This is a genomic window from Novosphingobium sp. FG137 (genome assembly GCF_057809735.1).
The window spans coordinates 431053-456909 of sequence record NZ_JBMDKN010000005.1; the positions used below are offsets into that span (position 1 = coordinate 431053).

Below are 25857 nucleotides of genomic sequence, written 5' to 3' on the forward strand. Positions count from 1 at the left end.
GGCCATGATCCTCGTCATCGACAACTACGACAGCTTCACCTGGAACCTCGTCCACTATCTCATGGAGATGGGCGCGAAGGTCGAAGTCGTGCGCAACGATGCGATGTCTGCAGGCCAGGCCATTTCCACCGGCGCGCAGGGGTTCCTGATCTCGCCCGGCCCGTGCACGCCCAACGAAGCAGGCATCAGCCTCGATCTCGTCGGCGCCGCTGCGGATGCCGGCGTGCCGCTGCTCGGCGTGTGCCTCGGCCACCAGTCGATCGGCCAGTATTTCGGCGGCCAGGTCGTGCGCGGCGGGCTGATGCACGGCAAGACTTCTCCCGTCACGCATGATGGCAGCGGGCTCTTCGCGGGCCTCCCCTCGCCCTTCACCGCCACGCGCTATCACAGCCTCGTGGTCGAGAACGTGCCCGAAAGCCTCGTCGTCAACGCCACGTCCGACGACGGCCACGCCATGGGCTTCCGCCACACCTCGCTGCCGATCCACGGCGTGCAGTTCCACCCCGAATCGATCGCGACCGAACACGGTCACGCGCTCCTCGCCAACTTCCTGAAGATGTGCGGCATCACCGCGAAGATGCCCACGCACCTGGCGGCATGAGCGCGCTTCCCGAAGTCACCGATAAGCCGTTCGAGGAAGCGGAAGCCGAAGCTGCGTTCAGCGCAATGCTCGATGGCACCCTGCCGGACGAGAGCATCGCGCCCTTCCTCGTCGCGCTCGCCGAACGCGGCGAAACCGCCCCCGAAATCGCCGGCGCAGCCCGCGCCATGCGCGCCCGGATGATCCCGATCATCGCCCCTGCCAATGCCATCGACGTCTGCGGCACCGGCGGCGACGGCCACCACACACTCAATGTCTCGACCGCCGTCAGCCTCGTCGTCGCGGCCTGCGGCGTCCCCGTCGCAAAGCATGGTAACCGCGCCGCCAGCAGCAAGGCAGGCGCGGCGGACACCCTCGAAGCTCTCGGCCTCAATCTCGACCGCGCCGCCGAAACCGCCGAACTGACCCTCGGCGACCTCGGCATCTGCTTCCTCTTCGCCCAGCGCCACCACCCCGCGCTCGCGCGCATCGCACCGATCCGCAAGGCGCTCGGCCGCCGCACGATCTTCAACCTCATGGGACCGCTCGCCAATCCGGCTGGCGTGCGCCGCCAGCTCGTCGGCATCGCGCGGCCCGCCTACGTGCCGATCTATGCCGAAGCGATCCGCTGCCTCGGCACGGAACACAGCTTCGTCGTCTCGGGCGATGAAGGCCTCGACGAACTCAGCCTCGCGGGCGGCAACGAACTAGCGCAAGTGAAGGACGGCAATGTCCTCATGCGCCGCGTCAGTGCCTCGGACGCGGGCCTCTCCAGCGCTCCGGTCGATGCCCTGCGCGGCGGCGATCCGGCCTACAACGCCGCCGCCCTGCGCGCGCTCCTGCAAGGCGAACCCGGCCCCTACCGCGACGCCGTGCTCCTCAACGCCGCCGCCGCGCTGATCGTCGCGGGCGAAGCGTCTGATTGGCATGAAGGGGTGGAAGAAGCCGCCGAAGCCATCGACAAGGGGCTGGCCAATGCCCTGCTCAACTGCTGGATCGCGGCGGTGAAGTAAGGGATGGTGTCGCGCAGAGGCGCGGAGAAGGAAGTAAGGGGTTCGCGCAGAGTTCGCAGAGACCGCAAAGAGGCTGCGCGCCGCAGGCATTCATTGCTCTCTTCCAGATAGAACTGGCGACAGCGGCTTCGCCGCAACAAGATATCTCTGCGAACTCTGCGAACTCTGCGCGAACCCAATCCCTTCCTCTTCTCCTCCGCGCCTCTGCGCGTCTGCGCGAAACAATCTTCCCTTGCGCAGCCTCACAACCTACAGCCCAAGCAAATGACCGACACACTCACCAAAATCTGCGACACCAAGCGCGAGGAAGTCGCCGCCCGCAAGGCCGCGTCCACGCTTGCCGATCTCGCCGCCCGCGCCAGCCAGCAAACCGCCCCGCGCGGCTTCGAAGCTGCCCTGCGTGCCCGCGCCGAGTCCGGTTTCGCTCTCATCGCCGAAATCAAGAAGGCCAGTCCCTCCAAGGGCCTGATCCGCGCCGATTTCGATCCCCCCGCCCACGCCCGCGCCTATGAAGCAGGCGGCGCCACCTGCCTTTCGATCCTCACCGATGCGCCCTATTTTCAGGGCCACGAGGATTACCTCATCGCCGCCCGTGCCGCCTGCAATCTGCCGGTGCTGCGCAAGGATTTCATGGTCGATCCGTGGCAATGCGCCGAAGCCCGCGCGATCGGGGCCGATGCCATCCTGATCATCGTTGCTGCGCTCGATGATGGCCAGATGGCCGAAATCGAGGCCGCCGCGCGGGAACATGGCATGGACGTGCTCGTCGAAGTGCACAACGAAGCCGAAATGGAGCGCGCCGCGCGCCTGCAATCGCGCCTGATCGGGGTGAATAACCGCGATCTCAAGCGCTTCGTCACCGATCTCGGCACCACCGCGCGCCTCGCCCCGCTGGCACCCGAAGGCACCTTGCTGGTGGCCGAAAGCGGCATCGGCGGCCACGCGGATGTGCTGACGCTGGCGCAGGCCGGAGCGAAAGCCTTCCTCGTCGGCGAAAGCCTGATGCGCCATGCCGATGTCGCTGCAGCAACCCGCGCGCTGCTGAATGGCTGAGATCAAGAGCGCGCGCGCTCTCAAGCTGTTCTTCGATGGCGGCTGCCGCCCCAACCCCGGCATGATGGAAACCGCCGTCGCGGCGCGCGGACGCATCTGGCACCGCCCGGCCATCGGCCATGGCACCAACGATGAAGCCGAATGGCAGGCCCTGCTCGATGCGCTGGATGTGGCGAGCGGGCTCGGCGCGGCTGACGTCGTGCTCCTCGGCGATTCCGCCATGGTCGTTGCGCAGGCCAGCGGCACGCTGAAGCCCCGCCCTGCCTTCACCCGCTTCCACGCCCACTTTCAGGAGCAGGCCACCCGCTTCACCCGTATCCGCATCCGGCGCATCAACCGCACGCAAAACCTTGCCGGAATCGCTCTCGCTAAGGCTTGGCCCAGATGAAAACCTTGGGATTGATCGGCGGGATGAGCTGGGAAAGCTCCGCCGAATACTACCGCCTGATCAACCAGGGCGTGCGCGATCGGCTCGGCCCCACGGCCTCGGCACGCCTCGTCCTGTGGTCGTTCGATTTCGCCGAGATCGCGGCGCTGCAGGCTGCCGGCCAATGGCGCGCGCTCGATGCTCTGATGGTCGATGCCGCCCGCCGGCTCGAAGCGGCTGGTGCAGAAGCCCTCGTGATCTGCACCAACACGATGCACAAATCGGCGCCCGAAATCGAGGCGGCATGCGCCCTCCCGCTGCTCCATATCGCCGATCCCACGGCAGAGGCGCTAAAGGCCGGCGGCCACACCAGGGTCGCCCTCCTCGGCACCGCCTTCACCATGGAGCAAGCCTTCTACCGCGCCCGGCTCGAAGAGCGGCACGGCCTCGAAGTATTGGTGCCGGAGGCTGAAGACCGCGCCCTCGTCCACCGCGTGATCTACGAGGAACTCGTCGCGGGCCGGATCGAGGAGGCCTCCCGCGAAGCCTATCGCGCCGTGATCGCTCGCCTCGTGGCACGCGGGGCCACTGCGGTGATCCTCGGCTGCACCGAAATCATGCTCCCCGTCGGCCCGGAAGACAGCGCGGTGCCGCTCTTCGATACGACCCGCCTGCACGCCGAAGCCGCTGTCGCGCTGGCTCTGGGCTGACGGCGCGCTATCAGCATTGCCATCTGTCCTACAGCCAAGCCTTGTGGCATCACGCAGCCATGAAACCGCGCATTTCCTTGGTGCTTGAGCCACTTTTCCGCCCCGAAGACCCCGCCCTCGCGTTCTCGCTCAGGACTGTGTCAACTGTGTCAACTTTGTTGGATTTCAGGGCATGAGCGAGCTTACCCACCTCGATTCGCAAGGCCGCGCCCGCATGGTCGATGTCGGCGGCAAGGCCGAGACGCAGCGCGTCGCCGTCGCCAAGGGCCGAATCCGCATGAATGCAGCCACGCTCGCCGCGCTGCGTGATGGCACCACGCCCAAGGGCGATGTCCTCGCCGTCGCCCGCATCGCCGGGATCATGGCGGCCAAGCGCACGGCCGAGCTGATCCCGCTGTGCCACCCGCTGGCGCTCGATGCCGTCAGCGTCGAATTTGCTTTCGTGGAGGACGGCGTCGAGGCCCGCGCCACCGCCTCGCTCACCGGCCGCACCGGGGTCGAGATGGAAGCCCTCACCGCCGTCTCGGTCGCGCTCCTCACCGTCTACGACATGGCGAAAGCCATCGACAAGGGCATGGTGATCGACGGTGTGCGCCTGATCGAAAAGCGCGGCGGCAAATCCGGCGATTGGCGCGCGCCGTGAGCCAACCGCAGGCACCGGCTCGCCCCAACCCGCCCCTTGCGCTTGAGGAAGCGCAGCGCCGCCTGATGGCCCTCGCCCCCGCGCTCCCTATCGAGCACCGCGCCACCGCCGATTGCCTCGGCTTCCATCTTGCCGAGCCGCTCGCAGCGCTGCGCACGCAGCCCGCTGCCGATGTTTCCGCGATGGACGGCTACGCCCTGCGCGCCGCCGATCTCCCCGGTCCCTGGCGCGTGATCGGCGAAAGTGCCGCTGGCCGGCCCTTCGCGGGCACTGTCGGCCCGAGCGAGGCCGCGCTCATCAGCACCGGCGCGCTTGTCCCCGCCGGCGCGGACATGGTGCTCATCCAGGAAGATGCATCGCGCGAGGGCGATACGCTCACCCTCACCGGCACGCCGCCCGAGCCGCCTTCCCGCCATATCCGCCCCGTCGGCATGGATTTCCGCACCGGTGATGTGCTGATGGCCCCCGGCACGAAGATCGGCGCCGCGCAGATCGCATTGGCGCTCACCGCAGGCCACGCCCACTTGCCCGTGCGCCGCCAACTCCATCTCGCGGTGATCGATGGCGGCGACGAACTTGCCGCACCCGGCGCCGAGCTTGCCGACCACCAGCTTCCGGCCAGCAACAGCGCCATGCTCGCCGCGCTTGCCACCCAGCCCGCTGTGCGGATCACCCGGATCGGCCCGGTACCAGACCGGCTCGAGGCGCTGAAAGCCGCGTTCGACGCCGCGCGCGATGCGGACGTCATCGTAACCAGCGGCGGCGCTTCGGTCGGCGATCACGATCTCGTCCGCCCCGCGCTTGCCGAACTCGGCGCAGAGCTTGCCTTCTGGCGCGTCGCGATCAAGCCCGGCAAACCGCTGCTGATCGCGACGCGCGGGACGCAGGTCATCCTCGGCCTGCCGGGCAACCCCGCCGCGGCCTTCGTCACCGGTTTCCTCTTCCTCCTCCCTGTCATCCGCGCCGCGCTGGGGGCTGCCGATGCAATGCCGCGCCCCATCCCCGCCGCGCTCAAGGAAGCCATGCCCGCAGGCGGCAGCCGCATGGAATTCCTGCGCGCCGTGTGGGACGCGGGCGAAGTCTCGCTCGACGGACTGCAGGATTCCGGCGCGCTGTCATCGCTTGCCCGCGCCAACGCCCTCGTTGTGCGCCCGGCGAACGAACCCGAAACACCTGCAGGTCAGTTTGTTCCTGTATACCTGCTGTAAATGCACGGAATTGCTTGACGACCTCTTTTTCGTTGCTTATTCGTTCCGCATTCGTTCACTAGATGGGAGTGCGCACGGATGCTCACGCGCAAGCAGCATGAACTGCTGACCTTTATTCAGACCCGCCTTGAGGCAACCGGCATCTCCCCCTCGTTCGAGGAAATGAAGGAAGCGCTCGATCTCAAGTCGAAGTCGGGCGTACACCGGCTTATCTCGGCGTTGGAAGAACGCGGCTTCATCCGCCGCCTGCCCAACCGCGCCCGCGCCCTCGAAGTGATCCGCGAAAGCGATGCGGGCGGCGCCAAGCCCGCGCAGCGCGCCACGGCGAGCACGACCGCCGCGCTCGCCCCGCTGCGCAGCCCTGCCCCCGCGCGCGAACCCGCCAACGATGTGATCGAGATCCCGCTGCACGGCCGCATCGCCGCAGGCGTCCCGATCGAGGCGATGGAAGGCACGTCGATGCTCCCCGTTCCTGCCGCACTGCTCGGCTCGGGTGAGCACTATGCGCTCGAAGTTTCGGGCGACTCCATGGTCGAAGCCGGTATCCTTGATGGCGACTATGCGCTCGTGCGCCGCACCGATACCGCGCGCGATGGCGAGATTGTCGTCGCGCTGGTGCGGGGGGAAGAGGCAACGCTCAAGTACCTGCGGCGCGAACGCGGCATGGTCCGCCTCGATCCCGCCAATGCGGCCTATGATCCGCAGTTCTACCAGCCACACGAAGTGCAGGTTCAGGGCAAGCTTGCGGGGCTCCTCCGCCGCTATCACTGAGTGGACGCAGGGTCCGGCCCTCCGGTAGCAACCGGGGCCGGACCTTTCCCCTTCCCCCTTGGCTGCCAAGGGGGAAGACGGTGGAACCAGCCGTGATCGCCTTGGGTTTCAGCGACCGTGCGCACCCGGCCCGATACGAGATCGATGGCCAGCCCGCCCGTCTGGCCCAGCAGCGCCCGATCAGCCTTCAGCAGCCGCGGCTTGCAGGCGCTTGGCAGGCGGCGATCCGCCACCACGATATCGGCCCGCGCGCAGGCCGCCGCGAGCACCGGGATCGCCACCAGGTCCTTGCCCCGCGCCATCAGCAGATCAAACCGCCGTCCACCCCGCACCAGCGAGACAGCACAGAAATCCGGGTTGCACCGCGCGCCCTTCCAGTCCTCCAGCGCCACCGCGTCGCCCGTCATTCCCGCGTTTTCCAGCAGCGCCGTGCGGGTATAGCTCTCCTCACGCACCGCGCGCAGCACAAGCAGGTCCGGCCCCTCACCAGTGATCCCCACATGGTGCCCATCACCTGAAACCAGCACATCCGGCGTGCGCGTCAACATCAGCGCCAGCACCCCCAGCGCGATCGGCACGAAGCCCCAGAGACGCACTCGCCCGCTCCACAACGCGATCCACAGCAACCCGCCGACGAACAGCGCGAATGTTGCGCCGCTCATCCCCGGCATCATCGTCACCGCACCCGGCTGGCCCGCCACCAGATGCGCGAGCCACAGCAGCAGTTCGAGCGACTTGCCCACCGCCCACCACGCCGGCGCGCCCAGCCCGACAAGGTCGAGCGCCAATGCCAGTGCGATGAGCGGCATCGTGAGCACTGTCGTGAGCGGGATCGCGATCACGTTGGCCGCCGCGCCGTAGAGGCCGGCGCGGTGGAAGTGGAACAGGCTGATCGGCATCAGCGACAGCTCGATCACCAGCCCCGTCATCAGCAGCATCGCCAGATTCCGTCCCAGCCGCGCGACCCGCCCCTCATGGCTGTGCGAGAGAAACGCCTTGGCAGGGGCAGACGTGCTGAACGCCACGATCGCGATCACCGAGGCGAAGCTCATCTGGAAGCTCGGCCCCAGCACAGCTTCAGGCCAGAGCAGCATGACAATCAGCGCCGCGGTCGCGAGCAGCCGCAGCGACAGCGGATCGCGCCCCAGCGCCAGCGCAGTCAGCACCAGCAGCGAACCTGCGACCGACCGCACCGTCGGCACTTCGGCGCCGGTCAACAGCGTGTAGAACAAGCCGACCCCCGCGCCGACACCTGCCGCCAGCAGCGGCAGACGCACGCGCAGGGCAATGAACGGGAACAGCGCGAGCAGCCGGATCGTGAGGAAATAGGCGCCGGCGATCACCGCGCTCACGTGCAGGCCGCTGATCGAAAGCAAGTGCGTGAGGCCCGCATCGCGCATCGCCTCCTCATCATCCTGCGCAATCGCGCCGCGGTCACCGCTGGCGAAGGCCGCCGCGATCGTGCCCGGCGAACCCGCGAGCTGCGTGCGGACATGGTCGGCCAGCCGCTGCTGCCAACGCCGCAGCGACCAGCCCTCCTGCGCGGGCGCGACGATGGTAACCGATCCGATGACGCTGCCGGTGGCGGCCAAGCCCTGAAACCACGCGGCGCGGGCAAAATCGTAGGAGCCCGGCAGCATCGGCGGCGCGGGCGGCATCAGCCGGGCGCGCAGGCGGACCTCGGCGCCTTCGACAAGGCCGGGCTGGTCATTCTCGTCCGGCAGGTTGAGCCGCACCTGCAACGGCTCGGCATGGCCTTCCACCCGCGCTCTTATCAGCAGGCGCACCCGGTCGCGCGCGCCTTCCACCTGCCGGTCGATCACGCGGCCCTCGATCATCACGACTTCGGGCCGAGCAATGCCCGCCTCACCCACCAGCACCGACTTGGCCCAGATCACCGCACAGCCCGCCGCCAGCATCAGCGCCATGCCGATCAATGCGGAGCGCAAGTGACCAAGATCGCCTTCCGAATCGATCAGCAACCCGCCCGCTACCGCCGCACCGCACAATGCGAGGAAGCCCGCCCATTGCCAGGGCCCCGCGAAGACGGCCCAGCAAGCGATTCCAATGCCGAAGCCCACCGCCAGCCATGGTCCGCGCTCGAACGGACGCGCGGCGAGGAACGCCTCAATGGTGCGGTGCATGCTGGACAAGGCGGCGAGTTTGTCCCAGAGGCGTGTCCGCCGCGACGCAGGTTCGCCAAGAGGTTGGGCCGCGGTCGATGACATGTTCGGATTAGGAAGGATCGCGCCTCCGATGGCAAGCGCCAGTGACACCGTTTCTGCAGGATCAGGCGCGGGCGCTGCTGCGGCATCTGTGATCGGGCGCAAGGGCGTGGTCACGCGGTTTGCCCCCTCGCCGACCGGCTACCTGCATATCGGCGGCGCGCGCACCGCGCTGTTCAACTGGCTGTTTGCCCGCCACCACGGCGGCACTTACCTGCTGCGCATCGAGGATACCGACCGCGCGCGTTCGACCGAACCGGCGATCGAGGCAATCTTCGACGGTCTGGGCTGGCTGGGCCTTGGCGGTGATGCGGAACCGGTGTTCCAGTTCGCGCGTTCCGAGCGCCATGCCGAAGTCGCGTACAAGCTGCTCGAGGCGGGCCACGCCTATCGCTGCTACCTCACGCAGGAGGAACTCGCTGCCCGCCGCGCCGCCGCGCAGGCCGAGCGCCGCCCCTTCCGCATCGAAAGCGAATGGCGCGATGCCGATCCTTCGACCTGGCCCGAAGGACAGCCGTGGGTCGTGCGAATCAAGGCGCCGCGCGATGGCGCGACGACCATCGACGACCTCGTACAGGGCCCGATCACCGTGCAGAACGTGGAGATCGACGACTACGTCATCCTCCGGAGCGACGGTACGCCGACCTACATGCTCGCCGTGGTGGTGGACGACCACGACATGGGGGTGACCCACGTGATCCGCGGCGATGATCACATCAACAACGCCTTCCGCCAGCTCGTCATCATCCGCGCGATGCAGGCAGTCGAAGGGTCTGGCTGGGATGATCCGGCCTATGCGCACATCCCGCTGATCCACGGCGCGGACGGGGCGAAGCTTTCCAAACGCCACGGCGCGCTCGGTGTCGATGCCTATCGCGACGAGCTTGGGCTATTGCCCGAAGCCGTGTTCAACTACCTGCTCCGGCTCGGCTGGGGCCACGGCGATGCCGAAATCATCAGCCGCGAACAGGCGGTCGAGTGGTTCGAGATCGGCGATGTCGGCAAGGGTGCGGCGCGGTTTGACCTCAAAAAGCTGCAGAGCCTCAACGGTCACTATATCCGCGAGGCGGACAATGCGCGGCTGGCGGGGCTGGTGGCGCAGCGTATGGGCGGGCTGGACGATGCGGGCCTCGCCCTGCTGACCCAGGCGATGCCGGTGCTCAAGGTGCGCGCGGCTGATCTCGACGAGCTGGCTGCTGGCGCGCGGTTCCTCTTTGCGCAGCGCCCGCTGGCGCTCGACGAAAAGGCCGCTGGCCTGCTGACGGACGATGCGCGCGCGCTGCTGGGCACGATGGCCGGGCGGCTGGCGAGCGAGGACTGGACGGCCGCGCCGCTCGAAGCGTCGCTCAAGGCGATGGCGGAGGAGCGCGGCCTTGGTCTCGGCAAGCTGGCGCAGCCGCTGCGCGCCGCGCTGACCGGCACGACTACCTCGCCGGGAATTTTCGACGTACTGGTACTTCTGGGACGAGACGAGTCGCTCGCCCGGATCGCAGACCAGGCAGTGGCCCCGTGATGTAACTTTCCGGGCCCCGGCCCGAACCCAACCCAGCCGGCTTCCAGCCGCTATAGAATGAGCAAACAGGAGGGTAGATCGTGAGCGACAACCAGGCGACCCTGAATGATGGCGACAAGACCATCGCCATGCAGATCAAGAGCGGAACGATCGGGCCCGATGTCATCGACATCCGCAAGCTCTATGCCGAGACCGGCAAGTTCACTTACGACCCAGGTTTCACCAGCACGGCCAGCTGCGACAGCGCGCTGACCTACATCGATGGCGATGAAGGCGTGCTTCTGCATCGCGGCTATCCCATCGGCCAGCTGGCCGAGCATTCCAGCTTCATGGAAGTCAGCTACCTGCTGCTCAACGGCGAGCTGCCCTCGGCTGACGAACTCGCGCATTTCAGCCGCACGATCACCCGCCACACCATGGTCCACGAACAGCTTTCGGTGTTCTACCGCGGCTTCCGCCGTGACGCCCACCCGATGGCGATCATGTGCGGCGTTGTCGGCGCGCTCTCGGCGTTCTACCACGATTCGACCGACATTTCTGACCCCGAACAGCGCAAGATCAGCGCCCACCGTCTGATCGCCAAGATGCCGACGATCGCGGCGATGGCCTACAAGTATTCGGTCGGCCAGCCCTTCGTCTATCCGCGCAACGACTTGTCCTACACCGGCAACTTCCTGCGCATGACCTTCGCGGTCCCGGCCGAGGAATACGAGGTGAACCCGGTGGTCGAGCGGGCGCTCGACCGCATCTTCATCCTCCACGCCGATCACGAGCAGAACGCCTCGACCTCGACCGTGCGCCTGGCCGGTTCCTCGGGGGCGAACCCGTTCGCCTGCATCGCGGCCGGCATCGCCTGCCTGTGGGGCCCGGCGCATGGCGGCGCCAACGAAGCTGCGCTCAACATGCTCAAGGAAATCGGCACTCCTGACCGGATCCCGCACTATATCGAGCGCGCCAAGGACAAGAACGATCCGTTCCGCCTGATGGGCTTCGGCCACCGCGTCTACAAGAACTACGACCCGCGCGCGACGGTGATGCAGCAGACGGTGCGGGAAGTCTTCGCCTCGCTGAAGGTCACCGATCCGCTGTTCGAAACCGCTCTGCGGCTCGAGGAACTGGCGCTCAACGACCCTTACTTCATCGAGAAGAAGCTGTTCCCCAACGTCGACTTCTACTCGGGCATCATCCTTTCGGCGATCGGTTTCCCGACCACGATGTTCACCGCGCTGTTCGCGTTGGCGCGCACCCTTGGCTGGGTGGCGCAGTGGAACGAGATGATCAGCGATCCCGGCCAGAAGATCGGCCGTCCGCGCCAGCTCTACACTGGCCCGGTGCAGCGCGACTACGTTCCCGTCGAAAAGCGCTGAGCCCTTGGGGCGGCGAGAGGAAGAAGCAGCATGAGCCTGATCTTGCGTGTTTTCGGTATCGCCGCCCTCCTCATGGGCCTGCTCTGGATGGGCCAGGGAGCCGGTCTCATCATGTGGCCGGCGTCCAGCTTCATGCTGGAGCAGAAAGTCTGGATCCTGTGGGGCGGCGTGCTCGCCGCTGCTGGAGCGGGGCTGCTGATCCTCGCCCAGCGCCGCCGCTGAGGTTCAGCCCGCCGAGTCGGGCGGCAGGGTCAGCTCGAAGCGCGCGCCTTCGCCCGCCGCGCTCGTCACCACGAGATCGCCGCCCATGGCGCGCGCGAGATGCCGCGAGATATAGAGGCCGAGGCCTGTCCCGCCATCACCGCTGCGGCCCAGTCGCTCGAACTTTTCGAACACGCGCTCGGCCTGTTCGTCCGTGAGACCACGCCCTTCGTCCTGCACGGCGATCCATGCACCGCGCTGATCCAGCCCCACATCAAGCGTGACCCTAGTGCTTTCCGGACTGTAGCGGATGGCATTGGTGACAAGGTTGAGCAGCACCTGCAGCACGCGGCGGAACTCACCGATGGCCGGTACGTGCGCACCGCTTTCCGGCGTGACGAGCGTGATGCCGCGCTCCTGCGCACGCACCGATAGGATGCCCGCAGCCCGCCGCGCGCAATCGGCCAGATCGATATGATCGGGCGCAGGCGCAAATCCCGGCGCTTCGACCGCTTCGAGATCGGCAAGGTCCTCGATCAGGCTCATCAGGTGGCGACCGGCATCGGCGATATCACGCGCGTAGCTCGCGTACTCTTCCGCCAGCGGCCCCGCCAGCCGGGTGCGGATCGTCTCGGCGTTGGCGATGATGCGGGCGATCGGCTGACGCAGTGCCGGGGCCAGATCGCGGCCCAGCAGGCGGTTCCAGCCGGGCTGTGCCTCTGCCTCCTCCTGCTTGGCTTCGGCCGGCTGGGCGCTGGGAGGCAGGGCTTCGATGGCCTCGGGAAGCGCCAGCAGCGCAAAGCCGCCCTGAGCGCGCGGTAGGATGCGTGCGCGCCAGTTGCGGACCGAGCCTTCGACCGTGAACGGCGCATCATCGAGCAGGCGCCAGTGCAGCGGCCCCTGCCGCGCCGTCATCAGATCGCTTACCCGGTCGATGGTCACGAAATCGGTCCAGTAGCGCCCTCGCCCCGTTTCCAGCGCAGCCGCAAGGCCAGCCAGATCGGCCGCGCGCACATCGGCGACGATGACCCGTTGCGCGTCGTCGAGCAGGATCTCGGCCTCGGCCAGATGGTGCAGTAGCGCGTCTGGCACGGGCAGTTCGGCGGCAGCCTCCTCGCCGCGATGCCATTGGCTGAGCTCGATCGCGGTTCCCTCGCCCTCCGGCGTCACGAACGCCATTGCGGTGACCGGGTAGCCTTCGTCGACCGAAAGGATCGTGCGCGAGGCAGGCTGTCCGGTCCGGCGCACGCGGCGCACCAGCGCAAGCAGCGCCGGCAGCGCGATGGCGCCGGGCACGGCACTGCCGCTGCGGACCTGGAGGCCGGCCAGAGGCTCGTCCGCTGCGATCAGCTGGTCCGTGCCATCGGTGCGGGCGCGGATCATGCCGCCGGGCGTGGTCGGCGCCGCGCCTTGTTCGCGCAGCGCGCTCATGCCGCTGCCTCGCCAAGCAGCGCGGCAGCATCGCCGGGCGTAAGTTCGGCATAGCCCTGCGGCAGAATGGCGTCCGGATGGAACGCCAGTGCGGCAGCGGCGACCGCAGCGGGTGCAAGGCCGCAGGCGCGCAGCGCCAGCAGGAAGCGCGGCAACTGGCTGTCCACGGTTGCCATGATCGCGGCCTCGCGGCTCAGCCCCGATCCGCGCGCAAGCGCGGTGAGGAACAGCGCGACCCCCGCCTTGTCGACATCAAGCGCCGCAAGCGCGGTGCCCCCCATGGCATCGAGCACGCGGCTCATCTGCGCGAGGCGTGAGCGGCTCTCATCGATCCCGGCGCGCACGCTGCGCTCGGCGATCAGAGCATAGGCATCCGCCGTGGCATCCAGCCCGACATGGGCCCGCAGGGTGACCAGCGCGATGTGGACCAGATCGCCCGGCAACTCGCCAAGCGGCAGCTGCATGCGCCGCTGGCTCTGGCAGAAGCGCGCCTGCGCGGCGAGCAGAGTCATCGCGCTTGCGGAGGCCTGCCCATCGGGATCGGCCATGCGCGACTGAAGCAGCGGCGGCAGCACCGGATCGAGCGCGCGGCTGCGCTCGAGCTTGACGGTCCATTGCCATTCCAGCGCAAGGGCATGAAAATGCTCGAGGAAGGCGGGATTCTCGACAAGCACCTGGGCCAGCTCGTCCGCCGCTTGATGCGCCCAGCCCTCAGGCTCGGAATGGCCTGCCGCCTCGGCCAGCGCAACGACCAGCTGGCGCGCCACATCGACGAACATGCCGCGCACGCGCGCGACGATCTCGTCGCTGAAGATCGAAGTGTCGTCGTTGCGCAGAAGATGCCGCAGGATGGGCACGGCATTGGCCACAGCGCCGCGCGCAGCCGCGATTTCTTCCGCCAGCGGCGAAGGGATCGCGGTTGCCGAAGCTCCGGAAGATGCGGGTATGGCCATCGTCACCAGCATAAGCCTGTGCTGGTTAATTCGGGGTTAGGCGGTCGACCGTCACGCAGGCCGCCCTCCAGCGGGCAAGGCGCTCCCCGGCCCATCGCTGCGTGCGGTGAGAAACAGCCCCACGACCATGAGCGTCACGACGAGCGCGCGCAGCACGAAATCGAACGGTAGCAGGATGCTGGAGAGCGCCAGCAACGTGCCGACCACGAAACGATCGTTGAGCCACCAGATCCACGCCTCATCGCCCCGCAGCCGCACAAGCAGCCTCAGCAGCAGGAACAGCACCACCGGCGGAAACCACGCGATGCCCCATGGCACGCCGGTGACCGCAGGAATCTCGCTCCGCCAAGCACAAAGCGTAATGAACATGCCGTCCAGAACCCAGTCGGCCAGCTGGTCGAGCGGGGCGACTCCCGACGAGGCGATCAGCGAATCCCGCTCGACCCGGGCGAGCAGCCCCGCCACCTGGTGGACCAGCCACGCCAGCGCCAGCATAGCAAAGCCCGGTCCGCACCAGCCGAACCAGCCCGCACCGGTGCCCAGCAGAGCCGTGATAGCCGCGCCCAGCGCGATCAGGTACGGCCGCGTGCCGGCATGCAGCAGCGCCGGCCCCAGCGTGCGCACCACACCTGCCGCCAGCCACAAACCCGGCGACCGGACCTGCGCGCTGGCGGTGTGCAGCCGCACCCAGCCCGGCTCTGCGCGGTGCGCTTCGGCCTCATCGCGGATCAGGCGCCAGCGGCCCTGATCGAGCAGGAGCTGCGGCAATTCGCGCTGCACGATCCGCGCCTGCGAGGCGATGCGCAGCAGCGCCGAGCCGGGGTTCCAGTCCCCCGGCAAATCGCCCAGCGCGGCAATCAGCTTGCCCGGCAGCAGCATCGCGCCTGCGCCGGCATTGTTGATATCGATCCGCTCGAAGCCGAGCGGAAGGCCCGTCTCGACCGGCAGCGTCAGGACAACCGGGCCATCGCCGAGCAGACGCAGCGCATCCTCGGGCATGGCGAGCAGCCCTTCGCCCAGCACGAGCAGTTCGTCCTCGGCCGCAACCAGCGGTGCCAGGGCGCGGGCCGAGGCGATCACGTGGAAGCGTGCCCCGCCCGCCTCTGCCGCAAGCTGGAGCACGACGAGATCATTCGTGAGGGTTTCGGCCAGAACCACGATGCGCGAGCAGCCTAGCGCCATGGCAAGGCCCAGTTGATGGCGCAGGATCGAGCGGCCGCCGATCGGCAGCAGGCCGCGAAGACCCTGTGGCTCGCCCTGAGCGGCGTCCATCAACGACAACAATGCGACCCGCAAGGCGGCGACCTCCCTTTGCCCTATGCTAGGGCCGCCGGGCAGCAATGCCAAGTGTGCGGGCCAAGTGTGAGGACGAATCAGCCGGTAGGTTCGATCGAATCGAGCGCGGCGGCAATGCGGCGCAGCACAACCGGCTCTCCCGGTGCGCCCTGCAGGGCCTGATCGGCAAGCGCGATGAGCTCTTCGGCGTGGAACGTCGCGGCAAGGCTTTTCAGGCGCATGGCGGCCATTTCCCAATTGCCGTCGCACCGGGCGCGGCCCAGCAGATCAAGCTGGCGGCGGGCGGATTCGACAAAAGCGGCCCTCAGTTCGCGAAAGAGGTCCGCATCGTCACCGGTTGCCGCCGCCAGGTGGGCATCGATCGCATCGCCAAGATAAGCCATGGCAAAGGGAATATCGGCTTTGGGTTAACCCCCGCTTTAAGCGGCAGCCCCATGTGTGTTAAGGTCTCCGACATGGCCGGGGGAAGAAAGATCATCGCGATCGAAAGTGGCGCGGACGACGACGCAGCGAATGCGGCTGCCGTGCGGCTGGGCAAGCGTCTGGCAAACGAAGCGCTGCTCGAGGAAGCCGATACCGGTGCGGCGCTGGCCGCATTGGAAGAGGATGTTGCGGACAGCGGCTGGCCGATCGCGCCAACCCCGGAAGACAGTATGGCCGTTTGGGACGATGATGGAGACAACAGGCTGCCGCTCCAGCGCGAGTGGCTCGGCCTTGCCATCGGCGGCGCGCTGATCGCGGCGTGGACGGCCGCTTTCGTGATGGGCAATTGGGCCGCGTTTCAGCAAGCCCAGCCTCTGGGCGTGTGGACCGCACTCGTCTCGGCGTGGTCTGCTCCGGTGCTCGTAGTGCTGGTCGCGCTCCTCCTCGTTCGGCGTGGCAGCCGGCGCGAGGCCGCACGCTTTGGCGATGCCGCGCAGATGCTCCGCATCGAATCACAGCAGCTTGAGCGCCGCCTGGCCGCAGTGAACACCGAACTTTCGCTCGCGCGCGATTTCCTGGCGGCGCAGGGCCGCGATCTCGAATCGCTGGGCCGCATTGCGGTGGAGCGGATCAGTGGCAATGCCGGGCAATTGCAGGCCCTGATCGCCAGCAACGGTGCGCAAGTCGATCGCATCGGCACGGTTTCGGACCACGCGCTGGAAAACATGGAAAAGCTGCGCGGCCAGCTGCCCGTGATCGCCAATTCGGCGAAGGACGTCACCAACACCATCGCGAACGCCGGGCGCACGGCGCATGCCCAACTGGAAGACCTTGTCGCCGGGTTCCAGCGGCTCAACGAATTCGGCCTCGCCAGCGAACGGCAGGTCGGCACGGTGCGCGAATCCGTCGATGCAGCCCTTGCCGCCTTCGAGGAAAGCGCCGCGCGGATCACACAGATCAGCGAGACGCGCTTCGCAGCCCTGGAAGAAGGCACCGATGCGCATCGCCGGCGCCTCGATTCCGAAGAAATCGCCGCGCTCGCCGCCATCCGCACCCGCGCCGAAACGCTCCACGAAGAACTCGCCCGCCAGCGCGAGGCGATCATCCGCAGCGAGGAAGACACCCTTGCCGCGCTCGGTGCGCGCTTTGCCGCCATGCGTGCGGAAAGCGGCGCGTTCAGCCGCTCGCTGAGCAGCGCCGAAGACACCGCGCTGCGCCAGTTTGCCGAACGTTCGGAGACCCAGCTGGCCGCCTTGCGCCATGCCATCGAAGCGCTCGGCAGCGATCACGAGGCGCTGATTTCCGCCTCGCGTGATCGGCTCGCAGCGTTCGAGGCCAACGCCACTGATCTCACCCGCCGCCTTGGCGAGGATGCGACCTTGCTCGACGAGCAGCTCGCCGCCCGGCGCGCGAATCTCGAAGTCGCCTCGGCCGAGCAGCGCGCCGCGCTCACCCAGAGCCTCAGCGATCTCGACAGCGCGATCCGCGAACGCCGCTCCGCAATGGCCGCTGCCGGGGCCGAAGCGGCCGAGGCACTTGCCCGCAAGCTTGCCGATCTCGATACCGCCGTCGAAGCGCAGCGCCAGCGCCAGCTGGAAGAAGCGCGCGCGCTGGGGCAGCAGTGCGAGGCGATCGCCGCACAAGTCGCGGGCTTCAGCGCGACCCTCAAGCTCTCCGGCGAAACCGGCGATGCCGCCGCGACGACCATCGACCGCGCGCTGGCCGCCCTCAATCAGCACCTTGTGGACATGCGCCAGGCTCTGAATGGCACCGACGGGCAGATCGGCACGCTGACCGATTCGGCGGTGCGCTTGCTGGAGCTGATCCAGGCGGGCAGCGACCATGCCGGCACCGCACTTCCCTCTGCGCTGGGCCGCGCCGAAGCCGGGCTTGGCGCCTTCGAGAACCGGGTCGACCAGATGCGCGCGGCGCTCGGCGAAGCCGGCGAGACTGGCCGCGCCCTGTCGCAGGACGCGGAGAACACGCGCAGCAGCCTGAAGGCCGCGATGGCGGACGCAGCGCGCATGCAGAAAACGCTCGCCGCGCAGGCCGCCGAACAGGAAGCGCGCCTTGGCGAACTGCGTGCGCTTCTCGCCGCAGCGCGAGAAGACAGCGAGGCGCTTTCGCAGGATATCGACGGACAGCTTTCGGGCGCGATCGTCCGCGTGTTGCAGGGCCGCGGCGCCGAACTGGTGGCCCGGCTGGAAGAAGCGATCGACAGCGCTGCCGCCGCGAGCCGTGAAACCGCGATCCAGATGCGCGACCAGCTCGCCAAAGTCGACGAACTGGCCGGCAATCTCGAAAACCGCGTCGCCCGCGCGCGCGAGCGCGCCGAAGAGCAAGTCGACAACGATTTCGCGCGCCGCACCGCACTGATTACCGAATCGCTCAATTCCACCGCGATCGACATCACCAAGGTGCTCTCGGCCGACGTTTCGGAAACTGCCTGGGCCTCGTACCTGCGGGGCGACCGCGGCATCTTCACCCGGCGCGCGGTCAGCCTGCTGGAGGGCAGCGAAGCCCGCGCGGTGCAGCAGCACTATGAGGCCGACACCGAGTTCCGCGGCCATGTGAACCGCTACGTCCACGATTTCGAGGCGATGCTGCGCCAGCTGCTCTCGACCCGTGACGGCCATGCGCTGGGCGTGACGCTGCTCTCCTCCGATATGGGCAAGCTTTATGTCGCGCTTGCGCAGGGGATCGAGCGGCTGCGGACCTAGCCGGGCTGCCCGGTTGTCGGCAACGATCTGCGCCGTGGTAGCCAATGGAGTTCAGCATGATCAGAAGCGTCGCGCTTGGACTTCTGTTCGTCGCAGGACTCGGATTTCTACCAATGGCGGCGCTGGCTGCTGATCGTGATGGTCCGGTAGGCCGCCCAATCCTCGTGCCCCCGGCGCGGCAGATTGCCCCCCTCGATGAGCGGGCCTTTTGGACGCTTGTCGATCAATCGGCAAAGTTCGAGGACGAACCGGAAGCTCAGATTGTGGCGCTTCGTAGCAGCCTGAGCCGACTGCCGCAGGAGAGGATCGCCGACTTCGAGCGGGTCTTCGATCAGGTCATGCGTCGGTCTTATTCCTGGGCCCTCTGGGGCGCTGCCAGTGTTGCCAATGGCGGTGCGTCGGATGACGGTTTCGAGTATTTTCGGTGCTGGCTGATTTCAAAAGGCCGCAAAACGTTCGAGGCCGTATTGGCCAATCCCGATAGTCTTGCCGAAGTCTTGGCACCGGGCCCTCAAGGCAGCCTCGAGTTCGAAGATTTTGCCTATGTTGCACGTGAAGCGTGGTCGGCAAAGACGGGTCGCGACTGGAACGAGATGCCGTTTGTTGCGGCCATGATGTATGCCGAAAGTCCCGGTGGCATTCGTTTCAGCGATAATCCGACTGACCTCGCAAAGCGGTATCCGAAACTGTGGGCGAGGTTCGGCAGCCGGTGATGTGTTGGAAACCTTACAGCCTCTTCCACATCAGCGTTTCATCCACATAGCTGCCATCGCCGCGCCGCACTGAATCGGGTTCCCTAGCATAGACCTCATAGCCGTGGCGTTCGTAGAGCGTCTGGGCGCGCGGGTTGTCGGCCATCAGGGTCAGTTGCAGCTGGCGCAGGCCGAGTTCGCGGGCCTTGGCTTCAAGCTGCTCCAGTATGCGCGCCGCAGCGCCCGAGCCGCGTGCTGCGGGGACGGCATACATGCCCCAGACGAGGCCTTTGTGATCGAGCTTTTGCCCGGCGATGCGCGTGAGGCCGCCGACGGCAAGCCATTCGCCGTCCTGCACCACGGCATAGACATGATCGCGCGCCAGTCGGTCGCGCCAGGCCGCCACACCGATGGCATCGTCATCCGCGCCCGCACCGCGAAAGCTCATCGCTTCGGCTTCAAACATGATCTGGCGCAGCGCGAGAAAGCGCGCGGTGTCGTCGGAGTCCAGTTGCACGAGTTCCATGGGGCATGGCGCCTAGTCTGGCCTCGCGGCGCAATTGTGGCAGGCTCTGTTTCAATGAAAATCGCGCGATTTCGGGATCACGCGGACGTTGCGCGGATGGCTGCGCGCGGGCGGCGGCACGCGGCCGGGCACGGGGCGGTTGACCTCATCGGCGCGGGCCATCGCGGGCTGCAGCGCATCGTCTGAAAGCCGCGCGAGGCCCTCGCTCGCGTCGGTCAGGTGCTGGGCGATCACGTGGATCACCTCGTCGTCGTATTCGACCCGCCCGCGCACTTCCATCAGCCGCGCGCCCATCACCACGCTGCGCTGCTTCTCCTTCAGATCGGGCCAGATCACGAGGTTGATCACCCCCGTCTCGTCCTCCAGCGTGATGAAGCACACGCCCTTGGCGCTGCCCGGCTGCTGGCGCACCAGCACCACGCCCGCCACCCGCACCATCGAGCGCACCTTGCGGTCGCGCAGGTCTGCCGCACGCACAAAGCCGCGCTCGGCCAGCTCGGCGCGCAGGAAGGCCATGGGGTGTGCTTTCAGCGAGAGCCGCTGCGTCTGGTAATCGGCGACGACTTCCTCCGAGAGCGGCATGACCGGCAGGCGGGTGCGCGCGCGCTCCTCCCCCTCCTCGCGCGCATCGGCGGCGGCGAACAGCGGCAAGGCATTGGCGGCAACAAGGCTGCGCGCATCCCACAGCGCCTGCCGCCGGGGCAGACCCATCGAGCCAAACGCATCCGCCGCCGCCAGCCGCTCGATTACTGCCGGCGAAAGCCCGGCGCGTGTCTTGAGCGCGGCCACATCCTCGAACCGCCCCCCCGCCTCGCGCGCCGAAACCAGCGCCGCGGCGACATGTTCGGGGAGGCCATCGATCTGACGGAGGCCGAGGCGGAGGGCCATTTTGGTCTCGCGCAGAGGCGCGGAGGCGTGGAGGGAAGAAGGATTGGGTTCGCGCAAAGATCGCAGAGATCGCAGAGATTCAAGAGAAGGCGGCGAAGCCGCTTTTGATCCTGACGGCCTATCAAATTCACTTTCTGCCTGCGGCGCACGCAAGCTCTCTGCGATCTCTGCGGTCTCTGCGCGAAATATTTCCCTTCTCTGCGCCTCTGCGCCTCTGCGCGAACCATCCTCTTCCAAGGCTTCCAAGGTGCAATCCCACATCGAATGATTCACATCGATCGGCAGCACCGTGACCCTATGCTCCACCGCATCGCGCACGATCTGCGCGGGTGCGTAAAAACCCATCGGCTGCGAATTGAGCAGCCCGCAGGCAAACGCTGCCGGATAGTGGCACTTCAGCCAGGACGAAACATAGACGAGGTGCGCGAAGCTGGCGGCGTGGCTTTCGGGAAAGCCGTATTCGCCAAAACCGCGGATCTGGTTGAAGCAGCGCTGCGCGAAATCGCGGTCGTAGCCGCGCCGGGTCATGCGCTCGACCATCATGTCCTGCAGTTCGTCGACCATGCCCCGGCGGCGGAAGGTGGCCATGGCCTTGCGCAGGCGGTTGGCTTCCGCGCCGGTGAACTTCGCGGCATCGAGCGCGATCTTCATCGCCTGCTCCTGAAAGATCGGCACGCCCAAGGTGCGGCCAAGGATCGATGTCAGTTCATCCGGCGGGCCGAACGCGGGGCCGGGCGCGGGGATGCTGACGGCCTCCTCCCCCCGCCGCCGCCTCAGGTAAGGGTGCACCATATCGCCCTGGATCGGGCCGGGTCGGACGATGGCGACCTGAATGACGAGATCGTAGAATTCGCGCGGGCGCAGGCGCGGCAGCATGTTCATCTGCGCGCGGCTTTCGACCTGGAACACGCCGAGCGAATCGCCCTTGCGCAGCATGGCATAGGTCTCCGGGTCCTCACGCGGCACGGTGGCGAGCGTGAGATCGCGGCCATGGTGTTCGCCCAAGAGATCGAGGCATTTGCGGATGCAGGTCAGCATGCCGAGCGCCAGCACATCGACCTTGAGGATGCCCAAGGCGTCAATATCGTCCTTGTCCCATTCGATGAAGCTGCGGTCCGCCATCGCGCCATTGCCGATCGGCACGGTCTCGGTCAGCGGGCCTTGCGTGAGGATAAAACCGCCGACATGCTGCGAAAGATGGCGTGGCATGCCAATCATCTGCTCGGTCAACTTCAGAACTCGTTTGAGGTGTGGATCGGTGAGATCGAGCCCCGCCTGCGCGACGTTCTTCTCGGCGATTTCGCCCCCCCAACCGCCCCAGACGGTGCGCGCGAGGACGGCGGTGACGTCTTCGGTGAGGCCCATGGCTTTCCCCACTTCGCGGATCGCCATGCGCGGGCGGTAGTGAATCACCGTCGCGCAGAGCCCGGCGCGCTGGCGGCCATAGCGGCGATAGATGTACTGGATCACTTCTTCGCGCCGCTCGTGCTCGAAATCGACATCGATGTCGGGCGGCTCGTTGCGATCCTCGGAAATGAAGCGGTCGAACAGCAAGGCGTGGCGTGCGGGGTCGACCGCCGTGATGCCGAGGCAATAGCACACCGCCGAATTGGCCGCCGAGCCGCGCCCCTGGCACAGGATTGGTGGATCCTGATTACGCGCAAAATCAACGATATCCTTGATAGTCAGAAAGTAGGTTGCGAGGTTGAGCTTGCCGATCAGCGCGAGTTCGCGCGCCAGCGTATCGCGTACACTGTCCGGTACGCCGGAAGGGTAGCGCTCCGCCGCGCCGAGCGCGGTCTGCTCCTCCAGCCAGTCTTGCGGGGTGCGGCCTTCGGGGCAGATTTCCTCGGGGTACTCGTAGCGCAGTTCATCGAGGCTGAAGGTGCAGGCGTCGGCAAGCTCGCGCGCGGCGGTGATGGCTTGGGGCCAGCGTTCGAACAGGCGCACCATCTCGGCCGGGGATTTCAGGTGCCGCTCGGCATTGGGGTGGAGCAGATGCCCGGCGCGCGCGACGGTGGTCTTGTGGCGGATGGCCGTCATCACGTCCTGCAAGGGCCGCCGCGCCGCTTCGTGATAGAGCACGTCGCCCGTGGCAAGGAGGCCGAGGCCATGCGCCCTGGCCAGCGCATCGAGCGCGCTGATCCGCGCGATATCGTCGCCGCTGTAGAGATAGCTCGCCGCCAGATGGCGCATGGTGGGCAGGCTGTGGACAAGATGGGGGACAAGTGCGGCAAAAGGCAGGGATAGCGTGCTCCCCTCCCGCTGGCGGGAGTTCCCTTCCATTCCCCCCTCCCGCTGGCGGGAGGGGTCGGGGGTGGGCTGTTCAAGCGCTGCGTCTGCCGCTTGCCCACCCCTAGCCCCTCCCGCCAGCGGGAGGGGGACAACGTTGCTCTCCACTTCGATGGTGAAGTGCGCATCCAGATCGCGCGGGGGGATCAGCACGAGGTGGACGCCTTCCGCATGTGCCGCCAGCAGCGCGAGGTCGATCTCGCAGACCCCCTTGGCCTGCCATTCGCCATCGAGCCGCGCCATGCGTCCGGCGGAAATAAGGCGGCACAGGCGGCCATAGGCGGCGCGGGTCTCCGGATAGGCGAGGAAGGCGAGCCCCTCGACCGTCTCGATCCGGCAGCCGATCACGGGCCGCACGCCCAGCGCCTTCGCCTCGCCATGCACGCGCACCACGCCCGCCATCGAATTGGCGTCCGCCACCCCCATGGCATCGTAGCCAAGCCGGTGCGCGGCGAGCACGAGGTCGACCGGATCGGACGCCCCGCGCAGGAACGAGAAGCAGGTGGCAAGCCCGAGTTCGACAAACGGCGCCCGAGGCGGGGTTACCCCCTCCTCCTCGGGCGCGACATGGCGGCGCGCCGGGGTGAGCGGTATGTCAGGCACAAAGCCCCTGCAGAAACCATTCGGGCGCGCCGCCCCGGCCATCGCCGGCAAGGCCGTGGCGGTAGATCCAGTAGCGGCGGCCCGTACTGTCCTCGATGCGGTAGTAATCGCGCAGCCGCACCGTGGAGCGTTCGCGCCACCATTCGGGCGCGATCCGCTCCGGCCCTTCGGCGCGGGCGATCTCGTGCACCCCGCCCCTCCAGCGGAACAGACGGGGGAGCCCATCGGGCGCTTCGTAGATCACCGCGATGGGTTCAGGCCGATCGAGCAGCTTCAGGGGCCGTTCGTGGAAGGCGAAGTCTTCCTGAAGGCCGGGCAGCGGCTCCAGCGGCGGAGCCCAGCGCTGCGCGCGTTCGGGCAGATGGCTGGCGCGCGGCACAGGGCGGCGCACGGCCTCCGCGCCCAGCCGCACGGTCAGCCGATCGATGCAGGCGGCGAGGCTGGTGCCGTGGCGCTCTGCGGCGGTATCAAGCTCGGCCTGCGTGAGCGCCAGCGGCTCGGTCCACGGCGCGCTGAGCCGGACAAGCTCGATCCCGAAGCCCGCATCGAGATCATCGAGCCGCGCGGCGAACAGACGGCAGACATGCGCGGGATCGCGCGTGGCCGCTGCCATCTCCAGCCGCCGCACCACGACGTCTCCATCGACCTTCCACGCCGCCATCTCAAGCCGCCGCGCGCCCTCCCCGCGTCCTTCAAGCGCGCGCGCCATGTCTTCGGCGAGATCGGCGAGCACGCGGTCGAGCAGCGGGCGGTGGCGGATGGGTTCCATCAGGCGGCGCTGCACCATGGGTTGTTCGGCGGCGACCACCGGCAGCAGGGGCTCAGGCACCCGGCCGAGCAGCTGATCGAGCCGCACCAACGGGTTCGCGCCGGGCGAGCGGCGGTTGCGGAAGCGCCGCGCCAGCGCCTCGCGCCCGATGCCGGCGAGATCGCCCAGCCGCTTGAGCCCGAGGCGGCGCAGCAGCAGCAGGACATCGTCATCGAGCCGCAAGGCCGCGACGGGAAGCGCGGCGAGGCGGTCCATGAGGTCGTCCCCGGCTTCGAGGATCGCGCCCTCCGGCCCGAAATGCGCGAGCGCCCAGGCAGCGCCCGCCGTCGGTGCGATCGCGGCGCGCGCCACGAGACCGCGCCGCCGCAGCTGCGCGCGTGCATCGGCAAGCAGCATGGCCTCGCCGCCGAACAAGTGCGCGGCACCGGTGGTATCGACGATCAGGCCATCGGGCGGATCGAGCGCGCTCCACGGCCCCCAGCGCTGCGCCCAGAGCGCGAGGGTTTCGAGGAACGCAAGGTCCCCCGCTGGATCGGCCGGACGCACGGCCAATGCGGGGCAAAGCGCCCGCGCATCCGCCAGCATCGCGTGCGCGCGCACACCCTCAGCCATGGCGGCGGGATTGGCAGCGGCGATCCGTGGCCCGTGCGCCGTTTCGGCAATCAGCGCGAGCGGTGCGGCGTCACTGCCCTCTCCCCGCGCGCAACCTTCAGCCAGCCGCCAGCGATCGAGCGCCAGGTCCGCGCACCAGATCGCCATGATCCGGCGTGCCAGAACCGGCGGGCTCGGCGGCGAGAGCGGTGTCTTCATCGCGCAAGGTCCAGTGTCCGGGTTGAAAGGTGTGGGCGCGGAACAGCTCTGCAGACCATGTCGCGCGGCCGGGGGCCTGGGGGTTCCAGCGCGGCGGGGGTGAGGCGGCGGCGGTCACGCGCCAGCGCATCCGCGCCGAGCCGAGATCGCTGCGCGCATCCAGCCGCACCAGCCACAGCGCGGTGCCATGCTTTTCGGCGGCAAGGCTGAGCCGGCGCGAGGCGGTGAAATCGAGCGCGCGCGGATTGCCCGCGATTTCGCCGATCACGAAAGCGAGATCACGGCAGCGCAGCCCTTCTTCCAGCGCGAAGAGCGCATCTTCCGGCGTCGCGGCGGCAACATGGATCAGGCGGTGGCGCAGATGCGGCGGGAGGCCCGGGCGATAGGGCCGGCCTGAAAGCCGCAGCGCCGCCTTGTCCTGCACCCAGAGCCAGGGGCGCTGATCCTCTGCATCGGTGCAAAGAGCATCCCGAGCCAAGGCCAGCGCGAGGGCTGCCCCGCTCGCTTCCCCGGCTGGCGCAAACACTTCAGCATGACGGCACCCGGTGGCCAGCCCCGGCCGCCAGCGCGCCGATTTGGCGCCGGAAAGAACACGAGAGACAGCACCACGACGCAAGCCTGCGGCCAGCGGCGGGGAGAGAACATGGATTTGGGACGAGGCTTCGATTCGGCTCATGTTCCCATTATGTTCTTATTTGCTCGCCATGCAAGCACCTCCCCGCGCGCGCCACACTTTCGTGCAAATGGGCCCCTCCATGCAAAAGGGCCGCCTCCCGGTGGGGAAGCGGCCCTCCTGTATGGCG

At 67.7% G+C, this 25857-nt stretch carries 22 protein-coding genes; 13 read left to right on the forward strand and 9 right to left on the reverse strand.

The genetic code is table 11. The features are described from left to right. Positions 1–4 precede the first annotated feature (4 nt). The 8 genes from ACODS2_RS16605 to lexA all read left to right on the forward strand — a co-directional run bounded on the left by ACODS2_RS16605 (position 5) and on the right by lexA (position 6345). Positions 5–601: an anthranilate synthase component II gene (locus ACODS2_RS16605; protein WP_488999821.1), complete on the forward strand. Its 597-nt coding sequence runs from the start codon at positions 5–7 to the stop codon at positions 599–601. Beyond that, the gene (gene trpD, locus ACODS2_RS16610) at positions 598–1593 is read left to right on the forward strand and encodes an anthranilate phosphoribosyltransferase (RefSeq protein ID WP_488999822.1); all 996 of its coding nucleotides are present in this window, start codon (positions 598–600) and stop codon (positions 1591–1593) included. Before ACODS2_RS16605 ends, trpD begins: the two co-directional genes overlap by 4 nt. Before the next feature lie 264 nt (positions 1594–1857). Next, positions 1858–2646, forward strand: a complete 789-nt coding sequence (gene trpC, locus ACODS2_RS16615) for an indole-3-glycerol phosphate synthase TrpC (protein WP_488999823.1) — start codon at positions 1858–1860, stop codon at positions 2644–2646. Continuing rightward, the gene (locus ACODS2_RS16620; protein WP_488999824.1) at positions 2639–3034 is read left to right on the forward strand and encodes a ribonuclease HI; all 396 of its coding nucleotides are present in this window, start codon (positions 2639–2641) and stop codon (positions 3032–3034) included. The genes trpC and ACODS2_RS16620 overlap by 8 nt, the downstream gene beginning before the upstream one ends. Beyond that, positions 3031–3723 carry an aspartate/glutamate racemase family protein gene (locus tag ACODS2_RS16625; RefSeq protein WP_488999825.1) on the forward strand — a complete coding sequence of 231 codons (693 nt, stop codon included), beginning with the start codon at positions 3031–3033 and terminating at the stop codon, positions 3721–3723. The genes ACODS2_RS16620 and ACODS2_RS16625 overlap by 4 nt, the downstream gene beginning before the upstream one ends. Before the next feature lie 172 nt (positions 3724–3895). Continuing rightward, positions 3896–4366 (forward strand): cyclic pyranopterin monophosphate synthase MoaC, encoded by a 471-nt coding sequence (gene moaC, locus ACODS2_RS16630; protein WP_488999826.1) that lies wholly within the window; start codon positions 3896–3898, stop codon positions 4364–4366. Further along, positions 4363–5574, forward strand: a complete 1212-nt coding sequence (locus ACODS2_RS16635) for a molybdopterin molybdotransferase MoeA (RefSeq protein WP_488999827.1) — start codon at positions 4363–4365, stop codon at positions 5572–5574. The genes moaC and ACODS2_RS16635 overlap by 4 nt, the downstream gene beginning before the upstream one ends. 78 nt (positions 5575–5652) lie before the next feature. Continuing rightward, entirely contained in the window at positions 5653–6345 is a 693-nt protein-coding gene (lexA, locus tag ACODS2_RS16640; protein ID WP_421838561.1) for a transcriptional repressor LexA, read from the forward strand. On the opposite strand, the gene ACODS2_RS16645 is transcribed toward lexA, so the two are convergent. Then, a complete protein-coding gene (locus ACODS2_RS16645) occupies positions 6339–8489 on the reverse strand; it encodes a ComEC/Rec2 family competence protein (RefSeq protein ID WP_488999828.1) in 2151 nt (716 codons plus the stop codon). The two genes, lexA and ACODS2_RS16645, sit on opposite strands and share 7 nt — an antisense overlap. A 112-nt stretch (positions 8490–8601) precedes the next feature. On the opposite strand from ACODS2_RS16645, the gene gltX reads away from it, so the two are divergent. The 3 genes from gltX (at position 8602) to ACODS2_RS16660 (ending at position 11672) form a co-directional block, all read left to right on the forward strand. Beyond that, complete coding sequence (gltX, locus tag ACODS2_RS16650; protein WP_488999829.1) at positions 8602–10083, forward strand: glutamate--tRNA ligase; 1482 nt, start codon at positions 8602–8604, stop codon at positions 10081–10083. An 80-nt stretch (positions 10084–10163) separates the two neighbouring features. Further along, positions 10164–11450 (forward strand): citrate synthase, encoded by a 1287-nt coding sequence (locus ACODS2_RS16655; protein ID WP_488999830.1) that lies wholly within the window; start codon positions 10164–10166, stop codon positions 11448–11450. A gap of 30 nt (positions 11451–11480) precedes the next feature. Beyond that, positions 11481–11672, forward strand: coding sequence for a hypothetical protein (locus tag ACODS2_RS16660; protein ID WP_488999831.1), 192 nt, complete (start codon positions 11481–11483; stop codon positions 11670–11672). A gap of 3 nt (positions 11673–11675) precedes the next feature. On the opposite strand, the gene ACODS2_RS16665 is transcribed toward ACODS2_RS16660, so the two are convergent. From ACODS2_RS16665 to ACODS2_RS16680, 4 genes are all read right to left on the reverse strand, one after another. Beyond that, on the reverse strand, positions 11676–13082 hold the full coding sequence (locus ACODS2_RS16665; protein ID WP_488999832.1) for a sensor histidine kinase: 1407 nt from the start codon (positions 13080–13082) through the stop codon (positions 11676–11678). After that, positions 13079–14041 carry a hypothetical protein gene (locus tag ACODS2_RS16670; protein ID WP_488999833.1) on the reverse strand — a complete coding sequence of 321 codons (963 nt, stop codon included), beginning with the start codon at positions 14039–14041 and terminating at the stop codon, positions 13079–13081. Before ACODS2_RS16670 ends, ACODS2_RS16665 begins: the two co-directional genes overlap by 4 nt. 45 nt (positions 14042–14086) lie before the next feature. Next, a complete protein-coding gene (locus ACODS2_RS16675; protein ID WP_488999834.1) occupies positions 14087–15307 on the reverse strand; it encodes a hypothetical protein in 1221 nt (406 codons plus the stop codon). Between the two features lie 101 nt (positions 15308–15408). Next, complete coding sequence (locus ACODS2_RS16680; RefSeq protein WP_488999835.1) at positions 15409–15714, reverse strand: Hpt domain-containing protein; 306 nt, start codon at positions 15712–15714, stop codon at positions 15409–15411. A gap of 72 nt (positions 15715–15786) precedes the next feature. Here ACODS2_RS16680 and ACODS2_RS16685 point away from each other — a divergent pair, with 72 nt between their 5' ends. After that, positions 15787–18474, forward strand: coding sequence for a coiled-coil domain-containing protein (locus ACODS2_RS16685; protein ID WP_488999836.1), 2688 nt, complete (start codon positions 15787–15789; stop codon positions 18472–18474). Between the two features lie 56 nt (positions 18475–18530). Beyond that, complete coding sequence (locus tag ACODS2_RS16690) at positions 18531–19187, forward strand: DUF4240 domain-containing protein (RefSeq protein ID WP_488999837.1); 657 nt, start codon at positions 18531–18533, stop codon at positions 19185–19187. Between the two features lie 13 nt (positions 19188–19200). On the opposite strand, the gene ACODS2_RS16695 is transcribed toward ACODS2_RS16690, so the two are convergent. From ACODS2_RS16695 to ACODS2_RS16710, 4 genes are read right to left on the reverse strand one after another with little or no spacing between them, the layout of a single operon-like run. Beyond that, positions 19201–19692 (reverse strand): GNAT family N-acetyltransferase, encoded by a 492-nt coding sequence (locus ACODS2_RS16695; RefSeq protein ID WP_488999838.1) that lies wholly within the window; start codon positions 19690–19692, stop codon positions 19201–19203. 51 nt (positions 19693–19743) lie between these two features. Further along, positions 19744–23475: an error-prone DNA polymerase gene (locus ACODS2_RS16700; RefSeq protein ID WP_488999839.1), complete on the reverse strand. Its 3732-nt coding sequence runs from the start codon at positions 23473–23475 to the stop codon at positions 19744–19746. Next, positions 23468–25054 carry a DUF6504 family protein gene (locus ACODS2_RS16705; protein ID WP_488999840.1) on the reverse strand — a complete coding sequence of 529 codons (1587 nt, stop codon included), beginning with the start codon at positions 25052–25054 and terminating at the stop codon, positions 23468–23470. The genes ACODS2_RS16700 and ACODS2_RS16705 overlap by 8 nt, the downstream gene beginning before the upstream one ends. Then, positions 24954–25730 (reverse strand): hypothetical protein, encoded by a 777-nt coding sequence (locus ACODS2_RS16710; RefSeq protein WP_488999841.1) that lies wholly within the window; start codon positions 25728–25730, stop codon positions 24954–24956. Before ACODS2_RS16710 ends, ACODS2_RS16705 begins: the two co-directional genes overlap by 101 nt. Positions 25731–25857 lie beyond the last annotated feature (127 nt).

Coding starts and splice junctions, on each gene's coding strand:
- trpD (WP_488999822.1), top strand. CDS start 598: ATGAGCGCGCTTCCCGAAGTCACCGATAAGCCGTTCGAGGAAGCGGAA.
- ACODS2_RS16690 (WP_488999837.1), top strand. CDS start 18,531: ATGATCAGAAGCGTCGCGCTTGGACTTCTGTTCGTCGCAGGACTCGGA.
- ACODS2_RS16625 (WP_488999825.1), top strand. CDS start 3,031: ATGAAAACCTTGGGATTGATCGGCGGGATGAGCTGGGAAAGCTCCGCC.
- ACODS2_RS16695 (WP_488999838.1), bottom strand. CDS start 19,692: ATGGAACTCGTGCAACTGGACTCCGACGACACCGCGCGCTTTCTCGCG.
- gltX (WP_488999829.1), top strand. CDS start 8,602: ATGGCAAGCGCCAGTGACACCGTTTCTGCAGGATCAGGCGCGGGCGCT.
- ACODS2_RS16665 (WP_488999832.1), bottom strand. CDS start 13,082: ATGAGCGCGCTGCGCGAACAAGGCGCGGCGCCGACCACGCCCGGCGGC.
- ACODS2_RS16660 (WP_488999831.1), top strand. CDS start 11,481: ATGAGCCTGATCTTGCGTGTTTTCGGTATCGCCGCCCTCCTCATGGGC.
- moaC (WP_488999826.1), top strand. CDS start 3,896: ATGAGCGAGCTTACCCACCTCGATTCGCAAGGCCGCGCCCGCATGGTC.
- trpC (WP_488999823.1), top strand. CDS start 1,858: ATGACCGACACACTCACCAAAATCTGCGACACCAAGCGCGAGGAAGTC.
- ACODS2_RS16645 (WP_488999828.1), bottom strand. CDS start 8,489: ATGCACCGCACCATTGAGGCGTTCCTCGCCGCGCGTCCGTTCGAGCGC.
- ACODS2_RS16675 (WP_488999834.1), bottom strand. CDS start 15,307: ATGGACGCCGCTCAGGGCGAGCCACAGGGTCTTCGCGGCCTGCTGCCG.
- ACODS2_RS16605 (WP_488999821.1), top strand. CDS start 5: ATGATCCTCGTCATCGACAACTACGACAGCTTCACCTGGAACCTCGTC.
- lexA (WP_421838561.1), top strand. CDS start 5,653: ATGCTCACGCGCAAGCAGCATGAACTGCTGACCTTTATTCAGACCCGC.
- ACODS2_RS16710 (WP_488999841.1), bottom strand. CDS start 25,730: ATGAGCCGAATCGAAGCCTCGTCCCAAATCCATGTTCTCTCCCCGCCG.
- ACODS2_RS16680 (WP_488999835.1), bottom strand. CDS start 15,714: ATGGCTTATCTTGGCGATGCGATCGATGCCCACCTGGCGGCGGCAACC.
- ACODS2_RS16705 (WP_488999840.1), bottom strand. CDS start 25,054: ATGAAGACACCGCTCTCGCCGCCGAGCCCGCCGGTTCTGGCACGCCGG.
- ACODS2_RS16685 (WP_488999836.1), top strand. CDS start 15,787: ATGGCCGGGGGAAGAAAGATCATCGCGATCGAAAGTGGCGCGGACGAC.
- ACODS2_RS16620 (WP_488999824.1), top strand. CDS start 2,639: ATGGCTGAGATCAAGAGCGCGCGCGCTCTCAAGCTGTTCTTCGATGGC.